At 56.4% G+C, this 20620-nt stretch carries 21 protein-coding genes; 4 read left to right on the top strand and 17 right to left on the bottom strand.

Annotation, left to right across the window (positions count from 1 at the left end; genetic code table 11):
- Positions 1 to 30: 30 nt before the first annotated feature.
- The gene (locus NI000_RS03320; protein ID WP_253407685.1) at positions 31 to 609 is read right to left on the bottom strand and encodes a hypothetical protein; all 579 of its coding nucleotides are present in this window, start codon (positions 607 to 609) and stop codon (positions 31 to 33) included.
- Positions 610 to 1011: 402 nt separating this feature from the next.
- Between NI000_RS03320 and NI000_RS03325 the strand changes: the two genes are divergently transcribed.
- Positions 1012 to 1338: an ArsR/SmtB family transcription factor gene (locus NI000_RS03325; RefSeq protein ID WP_010492260.1), complete on the top strand. Its 327-nt coding sequence runs from the start codon at positions 1012 to 1014 to the stop codon at positions 1336 to 1338.
- 73 nt (positions 1339 to 1411) lie between these two features.
- On the opposite strand, the gene NI000_RS03330 is transcribed toward NI000_RS03325, so the two are convergent.
- Positions 1412 to 2797, bottom strand: a complete 1386-nt coding sequence (locus NI000_RS03330; protein WP_253407686.1) for an ADP-ribosylglycohydrolase family protein — start codon at positions 2795 to 2797, stop codon at positions 1412 to 1414.
- 41 nt (positions 2798 to 2838) lie between these two features.
- Positions 2839 to 3741: an AraC family transcriptional regulator gene (locus NI000_RS03335; RefSeq protein ID WP_253407693.1), complete on the bottom strand. Its 903-nt coding sequence runs from the start codon at positions 3739 to 3741 to the stop codon at positions 2839 to 2841.
- Positions 3742 to 3917: 176 nt separating this feature from the next.
- Between NI000_RS03335 and NI000_RS03340 the strand changes: the two genes are divergently transcribed.
- Complete coding sequence (locus tag NI000_RS03340) at positions 3918 to 5645, top strand: SulP family inorganic anion transporter (protein ID WP_253407695.1); 1728 nt, start codon at positions 3918 to 3920, stop codon at positions 5643 to 5645.
- Positions 5646 to 5699: 54 nt separating this feature from the next.
- On the opposite strand, the gene NI000_RS03345 is transcribed toward NI000_RS03340, so the two are convergent.
- The 4 genes from NI000_RS03345 to NI000_RS03360 form a co-directional block, all read right to left on the bottom strand.
- Positions 5700 to 5879, bottom strand: a complete 180-nt coding sequence (locus NI000_RS03345) for a small acid-soluble spore protein H (RefSeq protein WP_216793514.1) — start codon at positions 5877 to 5879, stop codon at positions 5700 to 5702.
- A gap of 79 nt (positions 5880 to 5958) precedes the next feature.
- A complete protein-coding gene (locus NI000_RS03350; RefSeq protein ID WP_253407697.1) occupies positions 5959 to 6729 on the bottom strand; it encodes a LutC/YkgG family protein in 771 nt (256 codons plus the stop codon).
- Positions 6722 to 8260, bottom strand: a complete 1539-nt coding sequence (locus NI000_RS03355; protein WP_253408391.1) for a LutB/LldF family L-lactate oxidation iron-sulfur protein — start codon at positions 8258 to 8260, stop codon at positions 6722 to 6724. Before NI000_RS03355 ends, NI000_RS03350 begins: the two co-directional genes overlap by 8 nt.
- Positions 8250 to 8996, bottom strand: a complete 747-nt coding sequence (locus NI000_RS03360) for a (Fe-S)-binding protein (protein WP_253407699.1) — start codon at positions 8994 to 8996, stop codon at positions 8250 to 8252. The genes NI000_RS03355 and NI000_RS03360 overlap by 11 nt, the downstream gene beginning before the upstream one ends.
- A gap of 191 nt (positions 8997 to 9187) precedes the next feature.
- Here NI000_RS03360 and NI000_RS03365 point away from each other — a divergent pair, with 191 nt between their 5' ends.
- Positions 9188 to 9433 (top strand): hypothetical protein, encoded by a 246-nt coding sequence (locus NI000_RS03365; RefSeq protein ID WP_253407701.1) that lies wholly within the window; start codon positions 9188 to 9190, stop codon positions 9431 to 9433.
- A gap of 53 nt (positions 9434 to 9486) precedes the next feature.
- Here NI000_RS03365 and NI000_RS03370 read toward each other — a convergent pair whose 3' ends face one another.
- The 4 genes from NI000_RS03370 to NI000_RS03385 all read right to left on the bottom strand — a co-directional run bounded on the left by NI000_RS03370 (position 9487) and on the right by NI000_RS03385 (position 12095).
- Positions 9487 to 10200 carry a FadR/GntR family transcriptional regulator gene (locus NI000_RS03370; RefSeq protein WP_253407703.1) on the bottom strand — a complete coding sequence of 238 codons (714 nt, stop codon included), beginning with the start codon at positions 10198 to 10200 and terminating at the stop codon, positions 9487 to 9489.
- A 134-nt stretch (positions 10201 to 10334) separates the two neighbouring features.
- Entirely contained in the window at positions 10335 to 11279 is a 945-nt protein-coding gene (locus NI000_RS03375; RefSeq protein WP_253407704.1) for an alpha/beta hydrolase, read from the bottom strand.
- A gap of 128 nt (positions 11280 to 11407) precedes the next feature.
- Complete coding sequence (locus NI000_RS03380; RefSeq protein WP_253407707.1) at positions 11408 to 11710, bottom strand: YunC family protein; 303 nt, start codon at positions 11708 to 11710, stop codon at positions 11408 to 11410.
- 271 nt (positions 11711 to 11981) lie between these two features.
- Entirely contained in the window at positions 11982 to 12095 is a 114-nt protein-coding gene (locus NI000_RS03385) for a putative holin-like toxin (protein WP_253407709.1), read from the bottom strand.
- Positions 12096 to 12753: 658 nt separating this feature from the next.
- Between NI000_RS03385 and NI000_RS03390 the strand changes: the two genes are divergently transcribed.
- A complete protein-coding gene (locus tag NI000_RS03390) occupies positions 12754 to 13296 on the top strand; it encodes a hypothetical protein (protein ID WP_253407711.1) in 543 nt (180 codons plus the stop codon).
- A gap of 12 nt (positions 13297 to 13308) precedes the next feature.
- Here NI000_RS03390 and NI000_RS03395 read toward each other — a convergent pair whose 3' ends face one another.
- The 6 genes from NI000_RS03395 to efeO all read right to left on the bottom strand — a co-directional run bounded on the left by NI000_RS03395 (position 13309) and on the right by efeO (position 20449).
- Positions 13309 to 15255, bottom strand: a complete 1947-nt coding sequence (locus tag NI000_RS03395; protein WP_253407712.1) for a putative bifunctional diguanylate cyclase/phosphodiesterase — start codon at positions 15253 to 15255, stop codon at positions 13309 to 13311.
- Positions 15256 to 15449: 194 nt separating this feature from the next.
- Positions 15450 to 15821: a DUF423 domain-containing protein gene (locus NI000_RS03400; RefSeq protein WP_253407713.1), complete on the bottom strand. Its 372-nt coding sequence runs from the start codon at positions 15819 to 15821 to the stop codon at positions 15450 to 15452.
- A 131-nt stretch (positions 15822 to 15952) separates the two neighbouring features.
- Positions 15953 to 16252 carry a hypothetical protein gene (locus NI000_RS03405; protein ID WP_253407714.1) on the bottom strand — a complete coding sequence of 100 codons (300 nt, stop codon included), beginning with the start codon at positions 16250 to 16252 and terminating at the stop codon, positions 15953 to 15955.
- A gap of 169 nt (positions 16253 to 16421) precedes the next feature.
- Positions 16422 to 18245, bottom strand: a complete 1824-nt coding sequence (locus NI000_RS03410; protein WP_253407715.1) for an FTR1 family iron permease — start codon at positions 18243 to 18245, stop codon at positions 16422 to 16424.
- Positions 18242 to 19573 carry an iron uptake transporter deferrochelatase/peroxidase subunit gene (efeB, locus tag NI000_RS03415; RefSeq protein WP_253407716.1) on the bottom strand — a complete coding sequence of 444 codons (1332 nt, stop codon included), beginning with the start codon at positions 19571 to 19573 and terminating at the stop codon, positions 18242 to 18244. The genes NI000_RS03410 and efeB overlap by 4 nt, the downstream gene beginning before the upstream one ends.
- Positions 19574 to 19576: 3 nt before the next feature.
- Positions 19577 to 20449 carry an iron uptake system protein EfeO gene (efeO, locus tag NI000_RS03420; RefSeq protein ID WP_253407717.1) on the bottom strand — a complete coding sequence of 291 codons (873 nt, stop codon included), beginning with the start codon at positions 20447 to 20449 and terminating at the stop codon, positions 19577 to 19579.
- Between the last annotated feature and the right edge of the window lie 171 nt (positions 20450 to 20620).

Genomic DNA, 20620 nt, shown 5'->3' on the forward strand with positions numbered 1-20620 from the left:
AACCGGAGGATGCATTTCGGATGCGGGGGGCTAGTCGAGCTGGGCTTTGGCCCGGTGAAACTGCTGGAAATCGCTTGTCAATCGGTACAGCTTGGCTTCCATTCTTTTCACGAATTTCGGATTGGTGCTTTCCAATATTTCGTCGATATGCCAATCCAGCTTGCCTTTTAACTCGACAAGCCAGGAAGCGGGACGATCCCGACGGAGCCGCCGCAAATCGTCCGCGAAAGCTTCGGATAAAAAACGGAGCTTCGGCGGCTCCAGCCAGCCGCGGACGGCAAAGTGGCGCGGGGTCGTATCGTACCGGAACTGCTGCCCCGGCACTTGCTCCCAGAAGTTTTCCCATTCCCGGAGCAAGCCGGCTTCGTAATAGATATATTTCAAAAAACCGCACAGCCAGGCCGTACAGCTCGTATTGCGCTGTCCACAGCCGACACCGTCGCTCAGAAACGGGCAGCTTAAGCAGCAGGAGCCGCCGCTCGGAATACAAACTTTACAGATGAGGTCCGCTCCCACGCCTTCGAGGTAAGCCAAGCCCGCTTCGATCACTTCTTGTTTGGTCGTCGGGCGCGCAAGCTCTTTTTGTTCCCAAGTCCAAAAGCCGGACATACGCAATCGCCTCTTTCCAACGAATAACCGCTCAAATCCGTTAAATCTTTGATTATTTGAATATAACAATATTATACGTTCACGGTTTGTTTTACAACCGGCAGAGCATTGAGAAAGTGGTCAACTGAAGTAATAGAGGTGTACGAGGGGTGGGGTATCTACTTCCGGTCGCTCTTGTCTGCAGGAAATTTCCATTAGAATCCGCTTAACAGCGGGTATTTCCCGCAGACAAAGGCGAACGCTATCGCTCCTCCAGTAGATACCCCCCCACCTCCGTATGTTTTCTATTTTTTATAATGACCACTTTCTCAACAGCCTAACGGTTTGTTTTACAACCGGCTTCTTTTCTGTGGTATGATATTCATATATTCAGACGTTCAACGTTTTAAGGGGCTTAGATCCATGAATCGTGAAATCCAGCAGTTTAAAGCGGAGTTTTTCAAGGCGTTGGCGCATCCTATGCGCATCCGGATTCTTGAGGTACTGTGCGAAGGGGACAAAAACGTCAACGAGCTGCAGGCTATTCTGGGAAGCGAAGGCTCCGCCGTGTCGCAGCAGTTGGCCGTGCTCCGCAGCAAAAATGTGGTCAGCGGGACCAAAGAGGGAACCTCCGTTATTTATTCTTTACGCGATCCTCTGATTAAAGACCTCCTCGGGGTAGCCAGACAAATCTTCGATAATCATTTGGTGGACGCCATCTCGCTGCTTGAAAACATACGCAACGAATAATTATGCCGACGAGCGATTGCAAATGTCAAAAAACCGGTATCCTTGTGCTTGCAAGGAGCCGGTTTTTTGGTCGTTATCCGTTGATGCGGCGATAAACCTCGTAGCTGCGCCGGGCGCATTCCGAAATCGCGATCGGGTGAAAGCCGTTTATTTCCGAATACAGCGTATCGTTCAGCTTCGCGGTCCAACGCTCCGGGAGCCGCTTTGCCCCGTCTATCGCGCCCATGATCGAACCGACGGTTGCGCCGTTGCAATCGGTGTCCCAGCCGCCGAGCACCGCCGTCGTGACCGCGGTCTCGAAATCGCCGCGGGCGAAGACGAGCGCTGCCGCGCATAAGGCGGCGTTGTTATTCGTATGCACTGGATGGTAATACTTGAACGCCTCCCAGATCCGGTCGACTAGTTCAATCTGGTCTTTCGCTTCCCGGGCGATCACCACCGCTTGACGAATATCACTAGCCAGACGGCAGCGCTGCGGAATTTCGCTCAAGCCGATCTCCACGATCCGTTCCGGATCGGTTTCCACGAACGCCGCGGCGATCATGGCCCCTACGAACATGGCGCCGTAGATGCCGTTCTTCACGTGGGAGAACGACGCGTCCCGCCAAGCGAATTCGGCGGCCAGCTCGGGATGCCCCGCCGCGCCGTAGGCTAATCCGTCCACGCGGATTTGTGCGCCGATCCATTCGCGGTATGGGTTCAAGTGCGTCCGCACCCACTCCTTTTGCGCATCGGAATCCGCTTCCCGCTGCCACCCCATCTGGCTGTTCAGCACCGTAAAGTTGACGTAGGACCGCGCCTCGGCGGTGAACACCTTATGAAACGGCAAATGCTTAAGCCACAGGCTGCCGACGTCCCACGAGTCCCAATCCGCTCCCTTCTCCTCCAGCAGCAGCAGCCCGAGCACCGTATATCGGATATCGTCGTCGGTTTCCATATACCGGATACGCTCCAGCTCGCTTTCCTTTCCGTAGGGAGCGAGTGACAGACCGTATTGCTCTTGTGCCCGCGACTGTCCCGGCGTGTAATCGCGAATCGGCCAGGCATCCGCTCCTTCGAACCACAGCTTCACGTTGGCCCAGCCTGGATGGGTATCCGTGCCGTACATAAACGGCCCGATCTCCAGCGGCTTGCCGAGCGCGCAGCCGACGCTTCGTCCGAGCCACGCGCCATAAAACTTGTCCTTCCACTGCTCCTCCGTCCAATCCGCTTGCAGCTTGCGCGGCCCTTCCGGACGCGCCGCCCGGATCTCGTCCAGCCCGTTCGGCTCCGTATACGGAAAATCCGCCGCGATCGGCAATGCGGACAATTCCTCGTAAACGGCCGTCAGCCTGGCGGCATCTTCCCCGGCCTCCTCCAGCTTCGCCTGAAACCCCTCAACGTCGCAGCCTTCTTCCTTCCGCTGCTTGATTTCTTCACGCAGCAAGCCTTGCAGCGCTTGCCAGCCCCAACCTGCCATTTGCTCTCCCCATTTCCGTATCGAATGTACACCTGCCTGACCTAAGGTGTACTTTCATTGTAATCGGCGGGAGAGCTCGTCGTCGTCTTATTTTCATCCAAGTCATTCTCAAAAACGGCTAATTTTCTCGATAACTCGCGATATTCCAGCGGAGCGGCGCCGACGATTTGCCGGAACGCGCGGTAAAACGGCGCATGACTTTGGAAGCCGCTTGCAAACATCACGTCCGCCATCGGCAGCTCGGTGCTTGCCAGCAGCCGCTTGGCCTCGTTTACGCGCAGCCGGAGCAAGTACTGCTTATACCCGACACCTAGCTTTTCCTGAAAAAGATGCCGCGCCCGGGACGGGCTTAAGCCAAGCCGGGCAGCCGCGTCTTCCAGCGTCAGCGCTTCTCGAAAACGCTCGTCGATATAATCGAGCGCCGGCTTGATGCGGTAGTAGGACGACAGGGTCCGGTTCCACTCCTCAGGCGACGTTTGTTCGCTGTAATGCCTCAGCAGCAGCGCGCAAATCTGCAAAATTTTCCCCCGCATCATGCCATGACAACCCGGACGCTTGTGCCGCTGCTCGTCTGCGAGCTCATGGAACAGCCTTCCGATTCGGCGGGCCGTGTCCAGCTCCCCCGGAATACGGTTCTGAAACTTCGTCGGCAAATAAACGAACGGCAGCAGCAGCTCCATATCCGCCTGCTCAATTACCATCGGGTCAAAATATAAAAACAGATAATGGCTCGGATTGTCCGCATCCGACGCGGCGGCATGCCGCTCCAGGTGATTGACGACGAAGACGTCGCCCGGCTGCGCCGCATAAGCCTTTTGTCCGAAATAAAAGGTGCCGCTGCCCGATAAACAATAACCGATCTCCAAATGATCGTGGGTATGAAACGGATCGATATGCACGCGCGGGGACCATTCGAACAGATGGATTGCCGGCTCTTTTCGCATACTTTTCACATCGCTCCTTGCCTGCGGGTTATCGTGCCCTGTAGGGGTATCGTTCCCTTCATTATACCTGAGATTATGCAAAAATCGGCACTTGTCCGACCATTGACAAGAACGATTCCCGGGTGTATATTCCCCATATATTCAAATAATCAAATATATGAAAAGAAGGTCTAGTCATGAAGCGGTCGGGTAGATTTGACGGGTACAGCGCAAATGATTTTCGCCGGGATCTGATCTCGGGCTCGATTGTCGGGGTTATAGCCATTCCTTTGGGGATGGCTTTTGCCATTGCGGCCGGCGTCAAACCTCAGTACGGCATTTATACGACGGTGATTGCCGGATTTCTCATCTCGCTGCTTGGCGGCTCCAAATTCCAGATCGGCGGGCCGACGGGTGCGTTCGTTCCTATTTTGTTCGCTATTGTGATGCAGTACGGGTATGAAAATTTGCTGATCGCCGGCGGGCTGGCGGGAATCATCCTTGTCTTGATGGGGGTATTCAAGCTCGGAGCGCTGATTCAATTTATTCCCCGTCCGGTGACGATCGGCTTTACCGCCGGGATCGCCGTTATCATTTTCACCGGCCAAATCGCGAATTTTCTAGGGCTGAGCGGCATCCGCAAGCATGAAGATTTTATATCCAACATGAAGGAGATCGGGCTGCACCTGTCGACAGTAAACCTATACAGCGTCCTAACGGCGGTCGTGTGTCTCGCTTTGTTATTGGCGACCCCGAAGCTGCTGCCCCGGGTGCCCGGATCGCTCGTCGGCCTGTTGGTATCCAGCGTGCTGTCGGTCTTGCTGTTCGAGGGCCGGGTCGATACGATCGGGTCGACGTACGGCGCCATTCCCGGGACGCTTCCCCAGTTTCACGTGCCGGACGTGACGCTTGAGAAAATCATCCCGCTTCTTGGCCCGGCTTGCATCATCGCGGCGCTTGGAGGAATCGAGTCGCTCTTGTCGGCGGTCGTAGCTGACGGCATGACGGGAAGCCGCCATCACAGCAACCGCGAGCTGATCGGACAAGGAATTGCGAACATCGTCACCCCTTTGTTCGGCGGAATTCCGGCGACGGGTGCGATTGCCAGAACCGCGGCGAATATTAAGAACGGGGCGGCGAGTCCCGTATCGGGGATGGTGCACAGCGTCTTCGTTCTCCTCGTGCTGATTATGCTCGCCCCTTTGGCTTCCGCGATTCCGCTGGCCAGCATGGCGCCGATCCTGATGGTCGTGGCCTGGAATATGAGCGAGCGCAGAGAGTTTATTCATATTGTGAAAACAAGAACACCCGATTCCGTCGTCCTGATCATTACTTTCTTGCTTACCGTGCTGACCGATCTGACAACGGCTGTGATCGCCGGATTGATTCTGGCAGTCGTTCTGTTCGTCCGGCGGATGAGCGGCATGCTGAAGGTGGCCAAGGTTTTGCCGGACCCGGCTTCGCACCGCGGGAAAGTGGCTTCTCATATCGTAAACGAAAGCCATGACTGTCCGCAGATTGCCATTATTACGGTGGAGGGAGCGTTGTTTTTCGGAGCGGGAACGCTGTTTGAAAAATCGATTTCGGGGACGCTCGACGAACAGCCGAAAACGGTGATCCTGCGCCTCGGCAAAGTGCTGTTCATGGACACGACGGGGGAATCGTATTTGGCCGGCGTGGTCCGGGATATCGTCCGGCAAGGCGGCGTCGTTCTCATCTCGGGCCTGCAGCCTCAGCCCCGGGACGTGTTGAAACGAACCAGACTTGATGCGCTGATCGGAAAAGAGCACTTTTTTGAGCATACCGGCGAGGCAATCGATTACGCCTTGACCCGGTTGGAGCATCAAAAATGTCTGGGCTGCCGGCATTTTGCCTTTCGGGAGTGCAGCGCCTTGTCTCAACCAAATACCGCAAGCGAGCGTTAAAAAAAGCAGCCCCGCCAAGTCGAGCTTGGCGGGGCTACCGTGTTATTGAAAAGCTTAACCTTCAACTAAACTATTCAGCGGAACCTCTTGCTCCTGCTCCGGCTGATCAAGCGGATAAATTCTGGCGGACTCCCGTTCTTCATCCACATGCTGGATATAAATCGGAACTCCTTCGTACGTCACGTTCGCCATCACCGGCGAAGCGGCGATTTCCTGGGCGCGCTGTTTATTCATGGCTATGACCTCCTTGGATTAGGTAACCGTCATAGTATGCGCACAAGCGGCTGGAATATGCTTCCCTATTTCCCCCGGCTTATCGGATAATGACCGCGTATACCTTGCCCGGACCGTGGATGCCGATCGTCAGATCGTTCTCGATGTCGGCGCTGCGGCTCGGCCCGGTAATCAGGTTAAGCGACGAAGCATACTGCGCCGGCAGCTGCTTGCCGCGGGTGATCTGCTCGAACGCCTCGCCCATCCGGTATACGAGCTGATCGGCCCGGAAGACGGCGAACAATATTTCCGTCAGCAAGCTCACCGAGCGGCCGCGCTGTGGGGAGCATTGCAGCACCAGAGTGCTCGTATTCGCTACGGCGAAGTCGGGCCAGACGATCCCAAGCTGGCAGCGCTCGGTTCGCTTCAGCAGCTCGCTCCGCTGTGCCCAGTTCTCGCTCCCTGCCGCCTTCGGCCATGCCTCGCTGTCGCCCGCTTCCACCGGCCGCCATGGCGCGACGGCGATGCCGGAGGCAGCCAGCGCCTCGTCCAAGCCCAGCGCCGTCAGACCATCGTGCTCCCAGCGGGATACATGCGTAACTCCAAGCTCGGCGGCGATGTCCCCTAGCCAAGCGCCGACTTTTTCCGCTGCCTCGGCTTCATCCACCACAAGCACCTTGCCGGTCAGCGCCTCCCAGTTCCGGGCGAACAACTCGATCTTTTCCTCCGTTGAGGGATTGATCTGCTTATAAAACTCCGGCGCGCCGCGAAACGGATGTACCGGAGCCGCCGCCGGGACCTCACGGCGTCCGAGCCTCGACGACAAATTCGCGATAAACGCTTCACGGCCGCGGATCGTTCCGTTACTCATGGCGCCCGCCTCCTTTTGTAGAGCTATCCGCCTCGTCTCGACCTTGCACAGCTTGCCCGCTGGCTACTCCGGCTTCACTCTGCCCAGCCCGCTTGCCGGTCTGCTTCAGCTCCTGCTGGAGCGCCTCCCAGCGGTCGCGGAACGACAGCTTCGGCTTCATCGGGAAATGGCGGGACTGCGTCCAGCCCGCTGCCGGACCCGGCGCCTTCTTGATCACGCCCTTGCTCACGAAAGGCTTCATCATATAGTAGGCGGACTTCGTCGCCATCTTGTACAGCGTGACGTTCCCGAACGTCGTCCGGAACGTCTTGAAGGCGGCGCGCTCCGCCAGCGGCGTCAGCCCGAGCCGCACCTTGCGCGCCCGAAGCTGCACCAGCATGTCGTGCAGCGGAATTTTGACCGGGCATGCCTCGTAGCAGGCCCCGCATAGACTTGAGGCATAAGCCAGCTGCCCCGCTTCCTTCATATCCTGCTGGAGCAGCGGCGTCAGCACCGCCCCGATCGGGCCGCTGTACACGCTGCCGTAGGTGTGGCCGCCTACATGACGATACACGGGGCACACGTTCAGACAGGCCGCACAGCGGATGCAGTGCAGCACTTCCTGGAACACCGGATCGCCGAGCTGCGCCGACCGTCCGTTGTCCAGCACGATCAGATGAAGCTCCTCCGGCCCGTCGAGCTCGCCTTCGCGTCGCGGCCCGGTAATCATCGACGTGTAAGTCGTCAGCTTCTGCCCGGTAGCGCTGCGGGCAAGCAGGTTCAGGACGACCTCCAGGTCGTCATAGGTCGGCACAAGGCGCTCCATGCCCATGACGACGACGTGGCATTTCGGCAGCGTCGTCACCATCCGCCCGTTGCCTTCGTTGGACACGAGCGTGATCGCTCCCGATTCGGCAACGCCGAAATTGCAGCCGGTCAGCCCGATATCCGCTTCCAGGAAATAATCGCGCAGCCGCTGCTTGGCATACTTCGCCAGCACCTTCGTCTCCGGCGCAAACGTCTCGCCCGCTTCCTCTGAGAAAATATTTGCGATCTGCTGCTTGTTTTTGTGAATCGCCGGAATGATCAGATGCGACGGCGTTTCCTTCGCCAGCTGCAGGATGTACTCACCGAGATCCGTCTCGATCGCCTCAATCCCGCGCTCCTCCAGATGACGGTTCAGATGAATTTCCTCCGATACCATCGACTTTCCTTTCGCCACCAGTTTTGCCCGGCGCTTCTCGGCAATTTCCATAAACGTCTTGACCGCCTCGTCCCCCGTCTGGCAAAAATAGACGTGGCCTCCGGCTTTGGAAACGTTATCGGTAAACTGCGTCAAATAATAGTCGAGATGTTCCACGACATGCTTGCGGATCTGTCTCCCTCGCTCCCGCCAATCCTCCCAATAGCCGAAATCGTCCGTCACCTGTAGCTTGGCCGTCTTCAGCTTATCGGTCGTAAACGCCACCGCCTTGCGGAGAAAATCGTTCGCCAGCGCTTCTTCCGTGCGCTTTTTTAAGCCCGTGCCGATCAATTCCTTCTCACTTGCCATGCCGCTCACCGCGCTTCACTCCTTCCTCCAGCAGCTGCGCCAGATGCATGACGCGCACCGGCTTGTTTTCTTTATTCAAACGGCCCCCGATGTTCATCAGACAGCCCATGTCGGTCCCGATCAAAAGGTCGGTATTCGTCGCGCATACGTTGGCGGCTTTCTCGCAGACCATCGCTTCCGACATGTCGGCCATCTTGACCGCAAACGTGCCTCCGAAGCCGCAGCAATCTTCCTTGCGGGGCAGCTCGATCAGCTCCAGCCCCTCGATATGCGCCAGCAGCTCGCCTGGCTCCTCGCGTACCCCGAGCAAACGCATCGCATGGCAGGACGGATGATACGTCGCTTTCCCCTCATAGACAGCGCCGAGGTCTTTAACGCCCAGTACATTGACCAAGAATTGGGAAAACTCGTACGTTTTCCCGATCAGCTTCTCCGCCTTGGCCTTCCACTTCGGCTCGTTCTCGAACAGCTGGGGGTAATAATGGTGGACCATTCCGGTACAGGAGCCGGACGGCGAGACGACGTAATCGCTGTGCTCGAACGCGCGGATCAGGTTGCGCGCCACCTCGCGGGCGTCATCCTGGTAACCGCTGTTGTACGCGGGCTGTCCGCAGCAGGTCTGCATCTGCGGAAAATCAACCTCACAGCCGTATCGGTGCAGGAGCCGGACAACGCTTTCACCGACTTCCGGGTAGATCTGGTCGGCCAAACACGTGATGAATAAAGAAACTCGCATACGGGTCCCCATCCTTCGGTTTATGGTTTTTCTCTTACTTGTCAGGTTATCAGATAAGTTGTTTTTTGAAAAGTGCCTTCTCCATAATCAGGCGAAACTTTTTACCTTGGAAAAGCGTCGAATGAGGTAAGCAATCGAAGGATAATTGAGGTATTTTTATGTTATATTTCCAAGAAGGGAGCAAATTTCCGATGGGCAATCGTTTGAATAAAATTATTGGCACGGTCTTCCTGCTCGCCAGCGGCGCCTATTATACCGCCGAGAGGATCGGGGCCAAGATTGCCGCAGCGATTCCAGCGGCCGGATCGGCCGTGCGAGGATCATACGATGCGACGCCGTCCAACCCGACATTTTTTGAAAACTTTTTCGTTTGGTTTTTTATGCTGGTCGGCTTCCTGCTGCTTACGTTCGGCTTTCCGAAAGACAAGGACGGATAGGCCGCTCCGCTCGGCAACGGCCTGTCCTTCCGGGACCTTCCCTTCCTCTTGTCCTACTTTTTCAAATAACGGATCAGCACCTGCTCGACATGAAACAAATGCCGCCGCATCTCGTCCTGCGCAGCCGCCGGATCCTGCCGCTTGATCGCTTCGTACACGGCCTGATGCTCCTGCAGCAGCTGCCGGGATACCGTGCGGTTCGCATACATTTGCAGCCGGCGCGTTTCACGGATCGCGGTCTGCATCTGCGTCGAGATCGATTCGATCATGCGCGCCATGATCGAATTGTGCGTCGCTTGGGCAAGCACTAGATGAAACTCGATATCCGCCCGCTCGCCTTCCTCTTCGTCGCCCAGATGCTCCTCCATCCGCTTCAGCACCGCCTCGAAGCGCCGCAGGTCGTCCTCCGTCCGCTTCTCCGCCGCAAGTGCCGCATTGGAAACTTCCAGCGCCTGGCGCGCCTCGATCAGCTCCATCACCGTGTCCCGGCTCATCAGCAGCGAATTGAATTCCGGCAAATCCACGTCCTGCGACTCGATGCTGCGCACATAGCTGCCTTCCCCTTGATGGCTTTCCACCAGACCCATTGCTTTGAGCGCGCTGAGCGCCTCCCGAATTGTAGAGCGTCCCACTTGGTAGCTCTCCGACAGCTCCTTCGTGGAAGGAAGCTTATCGCCCGGCTTCAGCGCACCGCCGACGATCTGCTCTTTAATTTGCTCGGCGATGGCTTCGGAAATTTTGCGCGGCGTGATTTTTTGAATATCCACTTTCCCGTCCCCCGTTCGTCTTGACGCGTCAGTTCCATTATACCCGCTTTAGCAAGGAGCACAACCGGACGCAGCCGCCGCTTGAACGCGGCAGCAGTTCGTCCGGGAAGAACGGGAACGACGCGTCCTCCGGCTCATGAACCGTTGTTTTGACGGGCCGTCTGCTCGTCCAGCCAATGGAGAACGTCCTGCATCACTTCATCGCGGTTGATCTCGTTCAGCATCTCGTGCCGGCCTTCCGGGTACAGCTTGTACGTCACATGCCGCAAGCCCAACTCCCGGTACAGGCCGGCCAATTCGACAACCCCTTTTCCCTTGCGGCCGACCGGATCGAGCTCGCCGGAAAATAAATAGATAGGCATATCGACCGGAATCTGACGCATGTTCCGCTCATCGTGAATCTCTTGCAGCCCGCGGAAAAAATCGATCCAGAAGCCCGCCGTCATCGCAAAGCCGCAATCCGGGTCAGCCGCAAAAAGGTCAACCTCTCGTTCGTCGCGGCTGAGCCAATCGAACGGCGTCCGATTCGGCCGAAACTGGCGGTTATAGCTGCCGAGCGTAAGTCTCATCAGCAGCTCGCTGCGATGCTGCTCCCCTTTGCGGGCCGCCAGTCTCCGGGCCAGCGCGCTGCCGATTCCGAGCAGCTTCTGCGGCCCGTTCGTTCCGGACAAGACGATGCCGTCCACTTTCCCGGGAAATAAGTACATATATTTTTGAGTCAAAAACGACCCCATGCTGTGGCCGAATACGTAAAAAGGAACGTCCGAAAACCGCTCACGAATCAAGTACGTCAGCTGCCCCATCGCTTCCGCCATGCGTTGAAAACCGTTCTCGCCGATGACGCCGAACCGCTCCGGGCTGCCGGCCGTCCGGCCATGCCCTCGATGGTCGTTGGCATACACCGCATAGCCCGCCCCCGTCAGCACCCCGGCGAATCGCTCGTAACGAGCGGCCGTTTCGGCCATCCCGTGTGCGATTTGCACCACACCCCTCACCGGCATATCCTCTTCCGGAAGCCATTCATATACGAATATTGCTTCCCCGTCAGCGTCTGGAAATGTAAATTGTCTGTCTCTCATCGGACTCCTCCGTTCTCCCGAATATCCTACCGTCCTATTATAGGACGAACTCCTCCTTCGGGGAAAGATGTCTCCGTCCATAAAAAAACGCCCGATTTTCTCAGGCGCTTTACCTCATGTGATTTCGGTCAAAACATCCGTCTAACCGCCTCCCGGCCCTTCATCCCCGGCACCACGCCGAGCGACTCGGCTCCGTAGGTGACCGACTCAAGCGGCGCTTCCAACAGCTCCTCGATCGTCCGCACGCCCGTCGCCCGGGCGGCGATAATCCCCCGTTCCCTCAGACGTTCATTCAGCAGTCCCACATCTAACGCGCCGCACATAATGTACCCTTTGTCGGTCGTCACCGCGAGCAGCGTCGTCTTCGGCAGCTTCACCTCGATCGCCAGCGCCGTGCGCCCATCCAGATCCACCGGTTCCATGCGCATCATTGACCCAAGCATCCCCTTTAACACCCGTATGCCTACACTATATGCCCTTGGGCATTCATCTGTGCACGGGGCCGGGGATGGATATTTGCTGAATATTTAAGTATTGTATTGTGAGTACGTTTAACGTACTGTATAATAAAGGTAAATCACTAGAGAGCGCAGATGCTGGTAACATCTACACTCTCCATGTTGTCACAACAGCCGCTTTTAAGGGCGGTGGCTTAAAACAATAGGTAAGACGCGAAATAGACCATACCTTTGCTGGGGCGGTCTATTTCTTTTTGTTTTGGTTAATTGCACTAACGATGGTCACAACCAGTGCCAACATTGCAATAAGCAGCATGCCGAAACTGATCATGAGCGTCAAAGCGTCTTTAACCTCCACAGGCATCACCTCCCTTCCGAGAGGTTAGCCGACCGCCCATAAAGCCAATCCTATTGTGACTAAACCATTATACCACGATATTCCATTTTCGAATAAAAGAAATAGAAATATTTTAATAGAATAATAAGGTGCCCTTTTCTGGAATTTGCTAATTCTGGCTTGAAATAAAATGTACAATGCCAACAACAATTAACAAAGAAAAATAAATGACGACCAGCCATAAAATGATTTTGACAACTCTGGCTAAAAGCGACTCTTTCGTTGGAGAACTCATTTTGCGATCAACTCCAATTCCGGATAGTCCCTCAAATGATATAACAATGATCCATACGCTGGGCTATAGACAATTTACCATAAAATCACAAATACATCCATAATTACTGAAGAACACAAAAAATTTGACATAGTTCTTTAGATGTAGTATTCTCGCATCATGTTTAGTTATTAGGGCCTACCATTTTTATCCTGAACCTAGTTCCAACATACCACAACAGCAGCATGCCAATTTCGTACCATACGTCGCTTTCAACCTGCAAGTTATTTCCATCGTATACGAACAGCGTTAGGATAATAATTCCAGTCTGTTTACTTCTATTTTCCTATAGTAAAAAGTGATATAGTAAAGATTACGCAAGCATCAAATGAGGAGGAGCCGCCTGTGGAAGCCAACAAACTGCAAAAACGAAAGTTTTTGTTCAATGTAGACATCATGATTGAGGAAGATACCAACGGGCGAGCCTTGGAGAAGCTGCTGCATCTGCTCAATTCGGAACTTGTCATCGATTATCAAATCAAGCAAGGGGTAGAATTAGGTAAGACCATCGAAGCTTCACTGAAAGACGCCATTCTCAAAAAAATCGACACGTCTGCCGGGCTGACGAAAAGCCGGCCGAACGCCGCTTCCGCAGAAACCGCCCCGAAAGCTCCATCCGCTACGAACGCCAAGGAGGCCAAGGCTGCGGAGGAAAAACGTCCGGAATCCGATCCGTTCAAGCAGATTTGGGAAGAAATGAAAGCATTTCAACAAAGCAATGCGCTAGTTCGTTTGTCCGTCGTGAAGGAGAAAGGGGTCAAGCTCAGCATGCCGTGCCGTATTCTAAATACGGACCCGCCCAGCGGAAACCTCACCGTCTACCATGTCGACGAGAAGAAAGTCTACCTGCTTAAAATTAACGAAATTGACGATTTTCAGGCCCGCTGAACCGGGCCTTATTTAATTTACTGGGGGACTCTCCTCGCCGGCCGCAGCCTGCGCCGAGTAAAGCTTCATCAGACGCTCCGCGTCGGAAACGGCAAGGGGCGGGCTCAAATAAAAGCCTTGAATGAGATGGCATTCGTTGTCATGCAAAAATCGGAGCTGTTCCTCGGTTTCGACGCCTTCCGCGATCACTTCCATGTTCAAATGCCGGGTCATGGCGATGATCGAAGCGACGATGGCCGCATCGTTCGGATCGGTCATAATGTCGCGCACGAAGGAGCGGTCGATTTTTAATTTGTCGATCGGGAATTTTTTCAAGTAAGACAACGAGCTGTAGCCGGTGCCGAAATCGTCGATGCTGATTTTGACCCCTAGCTTCTTGAGCTCATGCAGCAGATCGCTGGCATAATCGACATCCATCGTGCAGCTCTCCGTAATTTCAAGCTCCAGCAGGCCGGGATCGAGCCCCGTTTCCCGAAGCGTCCTGCCGATTCTGGCGCACAGCTGATGCTGCATGAACTGCCGGATCGACAAATTGACCGACACCGGCACGACCTCCAGCCCGGCGTCCTGCCACTGCTTGTTCTGTCGGCACGCTTCTTTCAACGCCCACTCGCCGATCGGCACGATCAGACCGCTGTCTTCCGCGAACGGAATGAACTCTCCCGGCGCAACCAGTCCGCGCTCCGGATGCTGCCACCGGACGAGCGCCTCGAACCCGACAATGCGGCCGGTCGCAATATTGATCTGCGGCTGGTAATGCAGCAGCAGTTCGTTATTGGCCAAAGCCCGGCGAAGCTCGCTTTCCAAAGTTAAGCGTTTCAATGATACAGATTTCATTTCGCTGTTGAACAGTTGATAGTTGTTTTTGCCTTTTTCCTTGGCTCGGGTCAATGCCATATCCGCGCACTTCATAAGCGAATCCGCAGACTCGTCCTCCTGCGACAGCAGCGATATGCCGATGCTGGCCGTCAGATGAACTAAATTTTGCCCCAGAACAAAGGGCTCCTCCAGCAAGTCGAAAATCGCCTTCGCGATCGTTCCCACCGGCTCCGCCGTTTGATCAGCCACTTGGAAGAAAAACGCAAACTCGTCTCCTTCCGTACGTGCGAGATAATCGTCCGGGCCTACACAGCGGGAAAACCGCTCCGCTACCTGCAGCAGCAGCATATCTCCGTAATCGTGCCCAAAGCAATCGTTGACGATCTTGAAACGGTCGATATCGACGAACAGGACGGCCAGCTTTCGTTCGTGCCGGGACACGGCCGTCATGGCGGCGTTCAAATGCTGCACGAACAGTCTGCGGTTCGGAAGCCCCGTCATATCGTCATAGTAGGCGAGATGCCGGATCTGCTCTTCGGTTCGCGTCGCAGACGTAATGTCCTGGCAAACAATCAGAACCCCTGTCGTGATCCCCTGCTCCTGCACCGGGACGACCGTCGTATCGAGGTCGACGCGGTATCCGTCTTTATGCAGAAGCGACGTTTTGAACGAAAGCGACGAGCCATGCAGTGCTTCGGTGAAAAAGTTGTTGGTCCTGCCGGACAACTCTTCCGGAAACAGGGTGCGCAGGTGCTTCCCTCTCAGCTCTTCCTCCCGGTATCCGAGCATGCGTTCCGCAGCCGGATTCCATTGCAGAAAACATCCCCCCGGATCGATCAGCCCAACGGCGCCCGGATGGTGATGAAATAACGCGTTCAATCGGCTGTCCACCCTCCGAAACCGTTCCTCCGCCGTACGGCTTCGGGCATCCGATTCGGATACGGCCCGGGACAGCCGAATAATTCGTTCCCACGAATAAGCCATCAACAGGAAGACGGCGATGCCGAATCCCCATAGGATAGCCCCTCCGACCCACCAGCAGACGAGGAATCCGACCGCCGTCCCTCCGCATGCGAACAGCATCGTTCTTTTTTCATCGCGCGGTTGTGTTCCATTTGCTGATCCGTCGGTCCTAGACATGCGGGCCTCCTTTCCCGGAAAGATACGTTTGTCAGAGTATTCCATTCCCATATCTTGTCCGTAGAAATTCTACGCACAACTGTCTTTTTCCTGCTAAATCGACAAAAAAAGCGAGTTATTCCAGAAAGGTAGGCATAAAAAAATTCGGCATTGAAGACCTGCCGAATCCGGAGAAAGAGTCTGAGTCTTAGGACTTATTTTGCCCGAAGGGCCAGAACCAAGGACAACCACCCGAACAAAAAGGCTACCCCGCCGATAGGGGTAATCGCGCCCAGCTGCTTGATCCCCGTTATACTTAGAACATACAGGCTGCCGGAAAAAACGGCGATCCCGACAAACATCGACCAGCCGGCCCGGCGTAAATGTCCGCTGGCCGGAAGCAGGGAGGCAGCAAGTCCAATGGCAATCAGCCCGAGCGAATGCATCATCTGGTACTGGACGCCGGTCTGGAAATTAGCCAGCATATCTGCTGCAAGCTTTCCTTTCAGCGCATGCGCGCCGAATGCTCCGAGCGCCACCGACAGAAATGCGCAAATGCCGCCAAGAGCCACAAACGTTCTGTTCATCAACTTCACCTCCCTTTCCATGATATAGTATTTTTTCCCCACTGCCAAATGAACAAAATAAGTCCTGCCTTCTCGCCGAATTCGGCGTTGTCAGCAGGACTTCTCACATTATGCGAATGATGGATATGGCATTACATTTGGCCGATATCGTGCTGGCCGACGATCAGCGTAACAGGCTCCAGAAAGACGCGGGTGATGGCAGGCTTCTTGAGCAAGTCAAACTCGATGTCGATGACCTTGAACCGCTCTTGCTTGCCTTCGCGCTTGTCGTACACCACTTCGAACTCTTTTAACCCGAGCTGGTACGAAACGACGGAGCAGCCGATCGATAAGGCCGGCGCCTCATGTTCTCCGTGGTCGAACAGCACCTCAGACATAATTTCTTCGTTCATGTCCACAATTTTGACTGTTTGGCAAATCGCATATTTCATTGCCATCCTCCTCCGGCAGGGGCGAAGCTGATCGTTGCTCTGTAGTGACGTGCCCCCGTTTCATAGTGAAGAATTCGACGTTCTGCGTCCAAACTCCTGCTTTTTTCCAACCGGATGCGGGACAAAAGTTCGTTATTTTTTTTGAACGAATCCCGCCGCCGGCAGCGGATTACACCGTATGCGGTCCCGATTCGTGGGTTGTGCCCCGCATTTTCCGCTCTTGCCGGGCCCATTGGAACGCGATAAAGAGAAGCACGAGCAGCTGCGGAACGAACGTTTCCCAAGTCGGGTAGACGCCGAGCCAATTCCAGGAGGGAAGATAGCCGGGCACATGCGCAGGAACCTGTCCCGCGATTTGCAGGGCGTGAATGCTCTGGCCCAAAAATTTCAGGACCAGGTAATAAATCAAAATCGTAGCTCCCAGAAAAAACGGGCGGATCGGCAGCAGAACGCTTCCCCGGACGATGACGAAGCCGAGCAGGATCAACAGCACGGCGGCCGAGCCGATGCCAAGCGCAAGCTGCGCCGGATCGATGGAGGGGGCCATGCCGATATAAAAGATCGCCGTCTCCGCGCCCTCCCGCAAAATCGAAAGCGCCGCAACCAGGAAGAGCGACCACAGGCTGCCGCCCGCCAGCGCCACGCCGACCCGGTCTTTCACATACCGATTCCACGTCTCGACGTTGGATTTGCGGTGAAGCCATGCGCCTACCGTAAGCATCAGGACCACGGACACGAGGCCTGTGATGCCTTCGACAAGCTCGCGAGTGCTCCCCGAGGCAACGTTGGCGATCGTAAAGGTTAGCGCGATAGCCAAGCCGCCGCTGAGGAGCAGCCCTGCCGCTCCGCCGCTCCATACCCATCCTTGCTTGGAGGCGTTGCCGGTCCGGCGCAAAAAAGCGAGCAGCGCGGCCAGCACGAGCAGCGCTTCAAGCCCTTCGCGCAGCAGGATAATGGCGGCATCCCAAGCCGAATAGCTCGTTTGCGCCGTGAACGGCTGAAGCTCCGTCTGCATCTCCGAGACGATCCGGCCCGCTTCCTCCGGCTGCGGGGGAGTAGACAACAGTCGGCTCGCCGCCTCCGTCATCTCCCGTTCGATCCGGTCATACGTGTCCGGAGCTCTTGTGCGAACCTCTCCTTCGACGGAAGGCCAGATCCGGATAAAGGCCTGAAGCTGATCGGCCGCTTCCGCGTTACGACCCGCGCCGATGGCGTCTGCGGCTTTTTGCAGAATCGCCAGCGCGTCGGCTACCGATTGCTTGCCGGAAGCGGCGGCGTCCTCCCGGAGCTTGCCACTGGCGTAATCGTCGATCAGCTGGATCAATTCGCGAATGCCTTTGTCGGCCGCTTCCGCCTTCGGCGGCTCCGCTTGCAGCGCGATCCGGAGCAGGCTAAGCTTCGTCTCGATCTCGCCGTACACGCCGGACGGATCCGACCGGACGGCCGCTTCGCTTTTGGACCACTGGCTGTCGAACTGCTTGTAGCGGCTCCGGGCTTTGTCCCAGTCGCTGTTCTGAATATCCGCCTGCGTTTGCCGAAGTATAGGAAGCAGCGCGCCCGCCGCCTGTTTCCCGTCTACTTTCGGTTCATTTTTCGCTCCGGCCCCAGCGAAACGGCCGACCGCCTTCGTCAGCTTGGACACGGCCTGGTAAGCCTCGTCGGGCTTGGAAGCGGCGTCGGTCACCGCCTTCTTCGCTTCGGCCAGAGCCGACGCGACGCTATCCGCCGCTTCGCCGGAGGGCGCGTTCAGCTTGCGCCATTCCGCCTCGAACTTCTCCAGCTCCGCAGCCGTTTCCTGCCACTTGTGCTCGCCCGCATGAACCAGCGCTCCGCCGACGAGCGGCATCAGCGAGTTGGGTGCCGCCGCTTCGGCGAGCGTGCGGCCGCTCCAGCCGAACAGAAGCACGGCGGCAGCCAGCAGAAGGACGAAGAAGCTTTGTTTCCCGTGAGAGCATATCCCGTACGCTTTTTCCACCTTCATCCCCCGGATCACTCGAACAGTCCCTCCCCGATGTAGCCGCCTTGTCGCGCACCCGGAAAACAGGCAAACAGCGCGCTGCCGACATGCACGATATATTCGTTCAGCTTGTCGCGCTTCGCGAGACGCTGTTGAATCGGGACGAATTGGGTTCTGGGATCCCGTTGGTAGCTGATGAACAACAGCCCGGCGTCCAGCTGCCCCGTTTGACGGTCGATGCCGCTGGAGTAGGAATACGAACGGCGCAATATTTTTTCCGCCGGCTGCTCGCCATGCGCCAGACGGGCATGCGCGGTGAGCGGAATGAGCGGCTGGCCGGCTTCGTCCTTGGCGTCCAGTTGCAGCGGATCAAACTCGTTCTTCGCCCCCAGGGGCGCTCCGCTGCTCCGGTATCTCCCGAACGTCGCCTCCTGATCGCTGAGCGTGGAACGGTCCCACACCTCGATACGCATCCGGATTCGCCGGACGACCATGTAGCTGCCGCCGCTCATCCATGCCGGCTGCTCCGAAGGCTGCACCCAGACGATACCGTTCATCGCTTGCTTGTCATGAATATCCGGATTGCCCGTTCCGTCCTTGAAACCCAGCAAGTTGCGCGGCGTCTCGCCGGCCGGACCGGAACCGCCCGTCCGCTGAAAGCCTTCCTGGGTCCAGCGCAGCACGGCGACGCCGCGGGCAAGACGGGTCAGGTTGCGCAGCGCATGGAAAGCTACCTGTAAATCGTCCGCGCACACCTGTACGCCGATATCCCCGCCGCACCATTCGGGCCGCAGGCTGTCTCCGCCAAAGCGGGGCAAATCCGCCAAAGCCTCCGGCCGTTTGGCCGCCAGCCCGAACCGGCCGTCGAACATGGAGGGGCCAACGCCGAACGTAATCGTCGTCCGGCACGGATGCAGACCCGCCGCTTCGCCCGTATCCGCGGGCGGCATACTCTGCTGGTCCTCCTCGCCGCCGACCGGCTGCCCCGCCGTCATTTTCGCTGCGGCTTCCGTCCAACGGCGGAACAGATCCTTGACTTCGGACAGCTTCGCAGTCGTCAGATCGAAGGCGGCAAAGCAAATAAAATCCTGCGCAGGCGTCACAATGCCCGCCTGGTGCGCATCGTAGAACGGGATAACCTGCTTAGGACCCGGGTTGGCCTCCGTAGAAGCAGCGGGCGCCGCCAGCTTCGCTTTTCCCGCCCATACGCCGCCGACACCGACCGATCCGAGCAGCAGTCCGACTCCTCCGGCTCCGGCCAGCTTGAGCAGGTCGCGGCGGCTGATGGACGAACGGTCCTGTCCGTCGTGCGACTTTTCGCCTTCCGGGCCTTTTTCCGTCACTTGTTTATTCGCCTCATCCATGGATTACGCCCCCAGCAGCTTGCCCATGCCCGACAGCGGCTCTGCCAGTGCGTCGATGGCTTGGCTCAGCTTCTTGGTCTGCTCTTGCGTCAGCTCCGTGTACGTCACATAGCCGCTGCCTTTTTTGAACGGCGCAAGCGCTTGGTTCAATTCCGCGAAGCGCGTTTCGATCGTTTTTGCCAAATTCGCGTCCTTTTTCTCCAGCTCCGGCTTCAAGAGCTCGAAAATTTTGTTCGCTCCCTCGACGTTTGCGGCGAAATCGTACAGGTCCGTATGGGAATAACGTTCCTCTTCCCCGGTCACCTTCGTAGCCGACACTTCGTTCAGCAGCTCCACAGCGCCGGTGACCAGCATATTGGCCTCGATTTCCACGGTCTCGACTTTCGCCCGCAGCAGCTTGCTATCGCTCAGCAAACGGTCGGCCGTTTCTTCCTGGCCCTTGGTCGATTGCTCGACCCAGAGCGCTTTCTCGAGCCGGTGGAAGCCCCGCCATTCCTTCTCGTCCACGTCGCCTTCCCTCGCATCGATGTTCGGATCAAGGTCGCCGAGCGCTTCGGCAATCGGCTCGATCCGCTCATAAAACATCCGCGTCGGGGCATACAGCTCCTGGCTCTTTTTCAAATCGCCGGATTTGACGGCTGCCGTGAATTCGCCGGTTGCTTTGACGAACGCATCGCACTGCTCAATGACAAACTTCCGGTATTGCTCCGTTGCATTTTTAAAATCTACCGCCGCAGCTGCCGGTTTCGTGCCCGCATCGCTTGCAGACGGCGCAGGTGCCGGCTGGGCTTCTTTCTTGGTATTCCCGCCGCATCCGGCAAGCAGCAGTGCGGAGCAAAGCACGATAGAGGAAACGGCTGTGAACGTCTTCGACATAAATTCAATCTCCCTTTTACCTAATCATTATGGACAAATTTCCATGATAATGATAATTATTCTCACGGATAAATTATCATAGAAGTCGATGTTTTTCAATGAAAATTTTTAGTAGTAAACATTTTGTCAACATTTGCAAAAAAAAGCCCCAATCTTCTACAAGTGCGAAGA

This window comes from Paenibacillus tyrphae (assembly GCF_024158745.1).
Lineage (GTDB): Bacteria > Bacillota > Bacilli > Paenibacillales > NBRC-103111 > Paenibacillus_G > Paenibacillus_G tyrfis_A.

Excerpts from the sequence above, each read along its gene's own strand:
- NI000_RS03330 (WP_253407686.1), bottom strand. The coding sequence starts at position 2,797 with ATGGCAGGTTGGGGCTGGCAAGCGCTGCAAGGCTTGCTGCGTGAAGAA.
- NI000_RS03320 (WP_253407685.1), bottom strand. The coding sequence starts at position 609 with ATGTCCGGCTTTTGGACTTGGGAACAAAAAGAGCTTGCGCGCCCGACG.
- NI000_RS03405 (WP_253407714.1), bottom strand. The coding sequence starts at position 16,252 with ATGAAATATGCGATTTGCCAAACAGTCAAAATTGTGGACATGAACGAA.
- NI000_RS03325 (WP_010492260.1), top strand. The coding sequence starts at position 1,012 with ATGAATCGTGAAATCCAGCAGTTTAAAGCGGAGTTTTTCAAGGCGTTG.
- NI000_RS03340 (WP_253407695.1), top strand. The coding sequence starts at position 3,918 with ATGAAGCGGTCGGGTAGATTTGACGGGTACAGCGCAAATGATTTTCGC.
- NI000_RS03355 (WP_253408391.1), bottom strand. The coding sequence starts at position 8,260 with ATGGCAAGTGAGAAGGAATTGATCGGCACGGGCTTAAAAAAGCGCACG.
- NI000_RS03400 (WP_253407713.1), bottom strand. The coding sequence starts at position 15,821 with ATGAACAGAACGTTTGTGGCTCTTGGCGGCATTTGCGCATTTCTGTCG.
- NI000_RS03395 (WP_253407712.1), bottom strand. The coding sequence starts at position 15,255 with ATGTCTAGGACCGACGGATCAGCAAATGGAACACAACCGCGCGATGAA.
- NI000_RS03360 (WP_253407699.1), bottom strand. The coding sequence starts at position 8,996 with ATGCGAGTTTCTTTATTCATCACGTGTTTGGCCGACCAGATCTACCCG.
- NI000_RS03380 (WP_253407707.1), bottom strand. The coding sequence starts at position 11,710 with ATGATGCGCATGGAACCGGTGGATCTGGATGGGCGCACGGCGCTGGCG.
- NI000_RS03335 (WP_253407693.1), bottom strand. The coding sequence starts at position 3,741 with ATGCGAAAAGAGCCGGCAATCCATCTGTTCGAATGGTCCCCGCGCGTG.
- NI000_RS03375 (WP_253407704.1), bottom strand. The coding sequence starts at position 11,279 with ATGAGAGACAGACAATTTACATTTCCAGACGCTGACGGGGAAGCAATA.
- NI000_RS03365 (WP_253407701.1), top strand. The coding sequence starts at position 9,188 with ATGGGCAATCGTTTGAATAAAATTATTGGCACGGTCTTCCTGCTCGCC.
- NI000_RS03350 (WP_253407697.1), bottom strand. The coding sequence starts at position 6,729 with ATGAGTAACGGAACGATCCGCGGCCGTGAAGCGTTTATCGCGAATTTG.
- NI000_RS03345 (WP_216793514.1), bottom strand. The coding sequence starts at position 5,879 with ATGAATAAACAGCGCGCCCAGGAAATCGCCGCTTCGCCGGTGATGGCG.
- efeO (WP_253407717.1), bottom strand. The coding sequence starts at position 20,449 with ATGTCGAAGACGTTCACAGCCGTTTCCTCTATCGTGCTTTGCTCCGCA.
- efeB (WP_253407716.1), bottom strand. The coding sequence starts at position 19,573 with ATGGATGAGGCGAATAAACAAGTGACGGAAAAAGGCCCGGAAGGCGAA.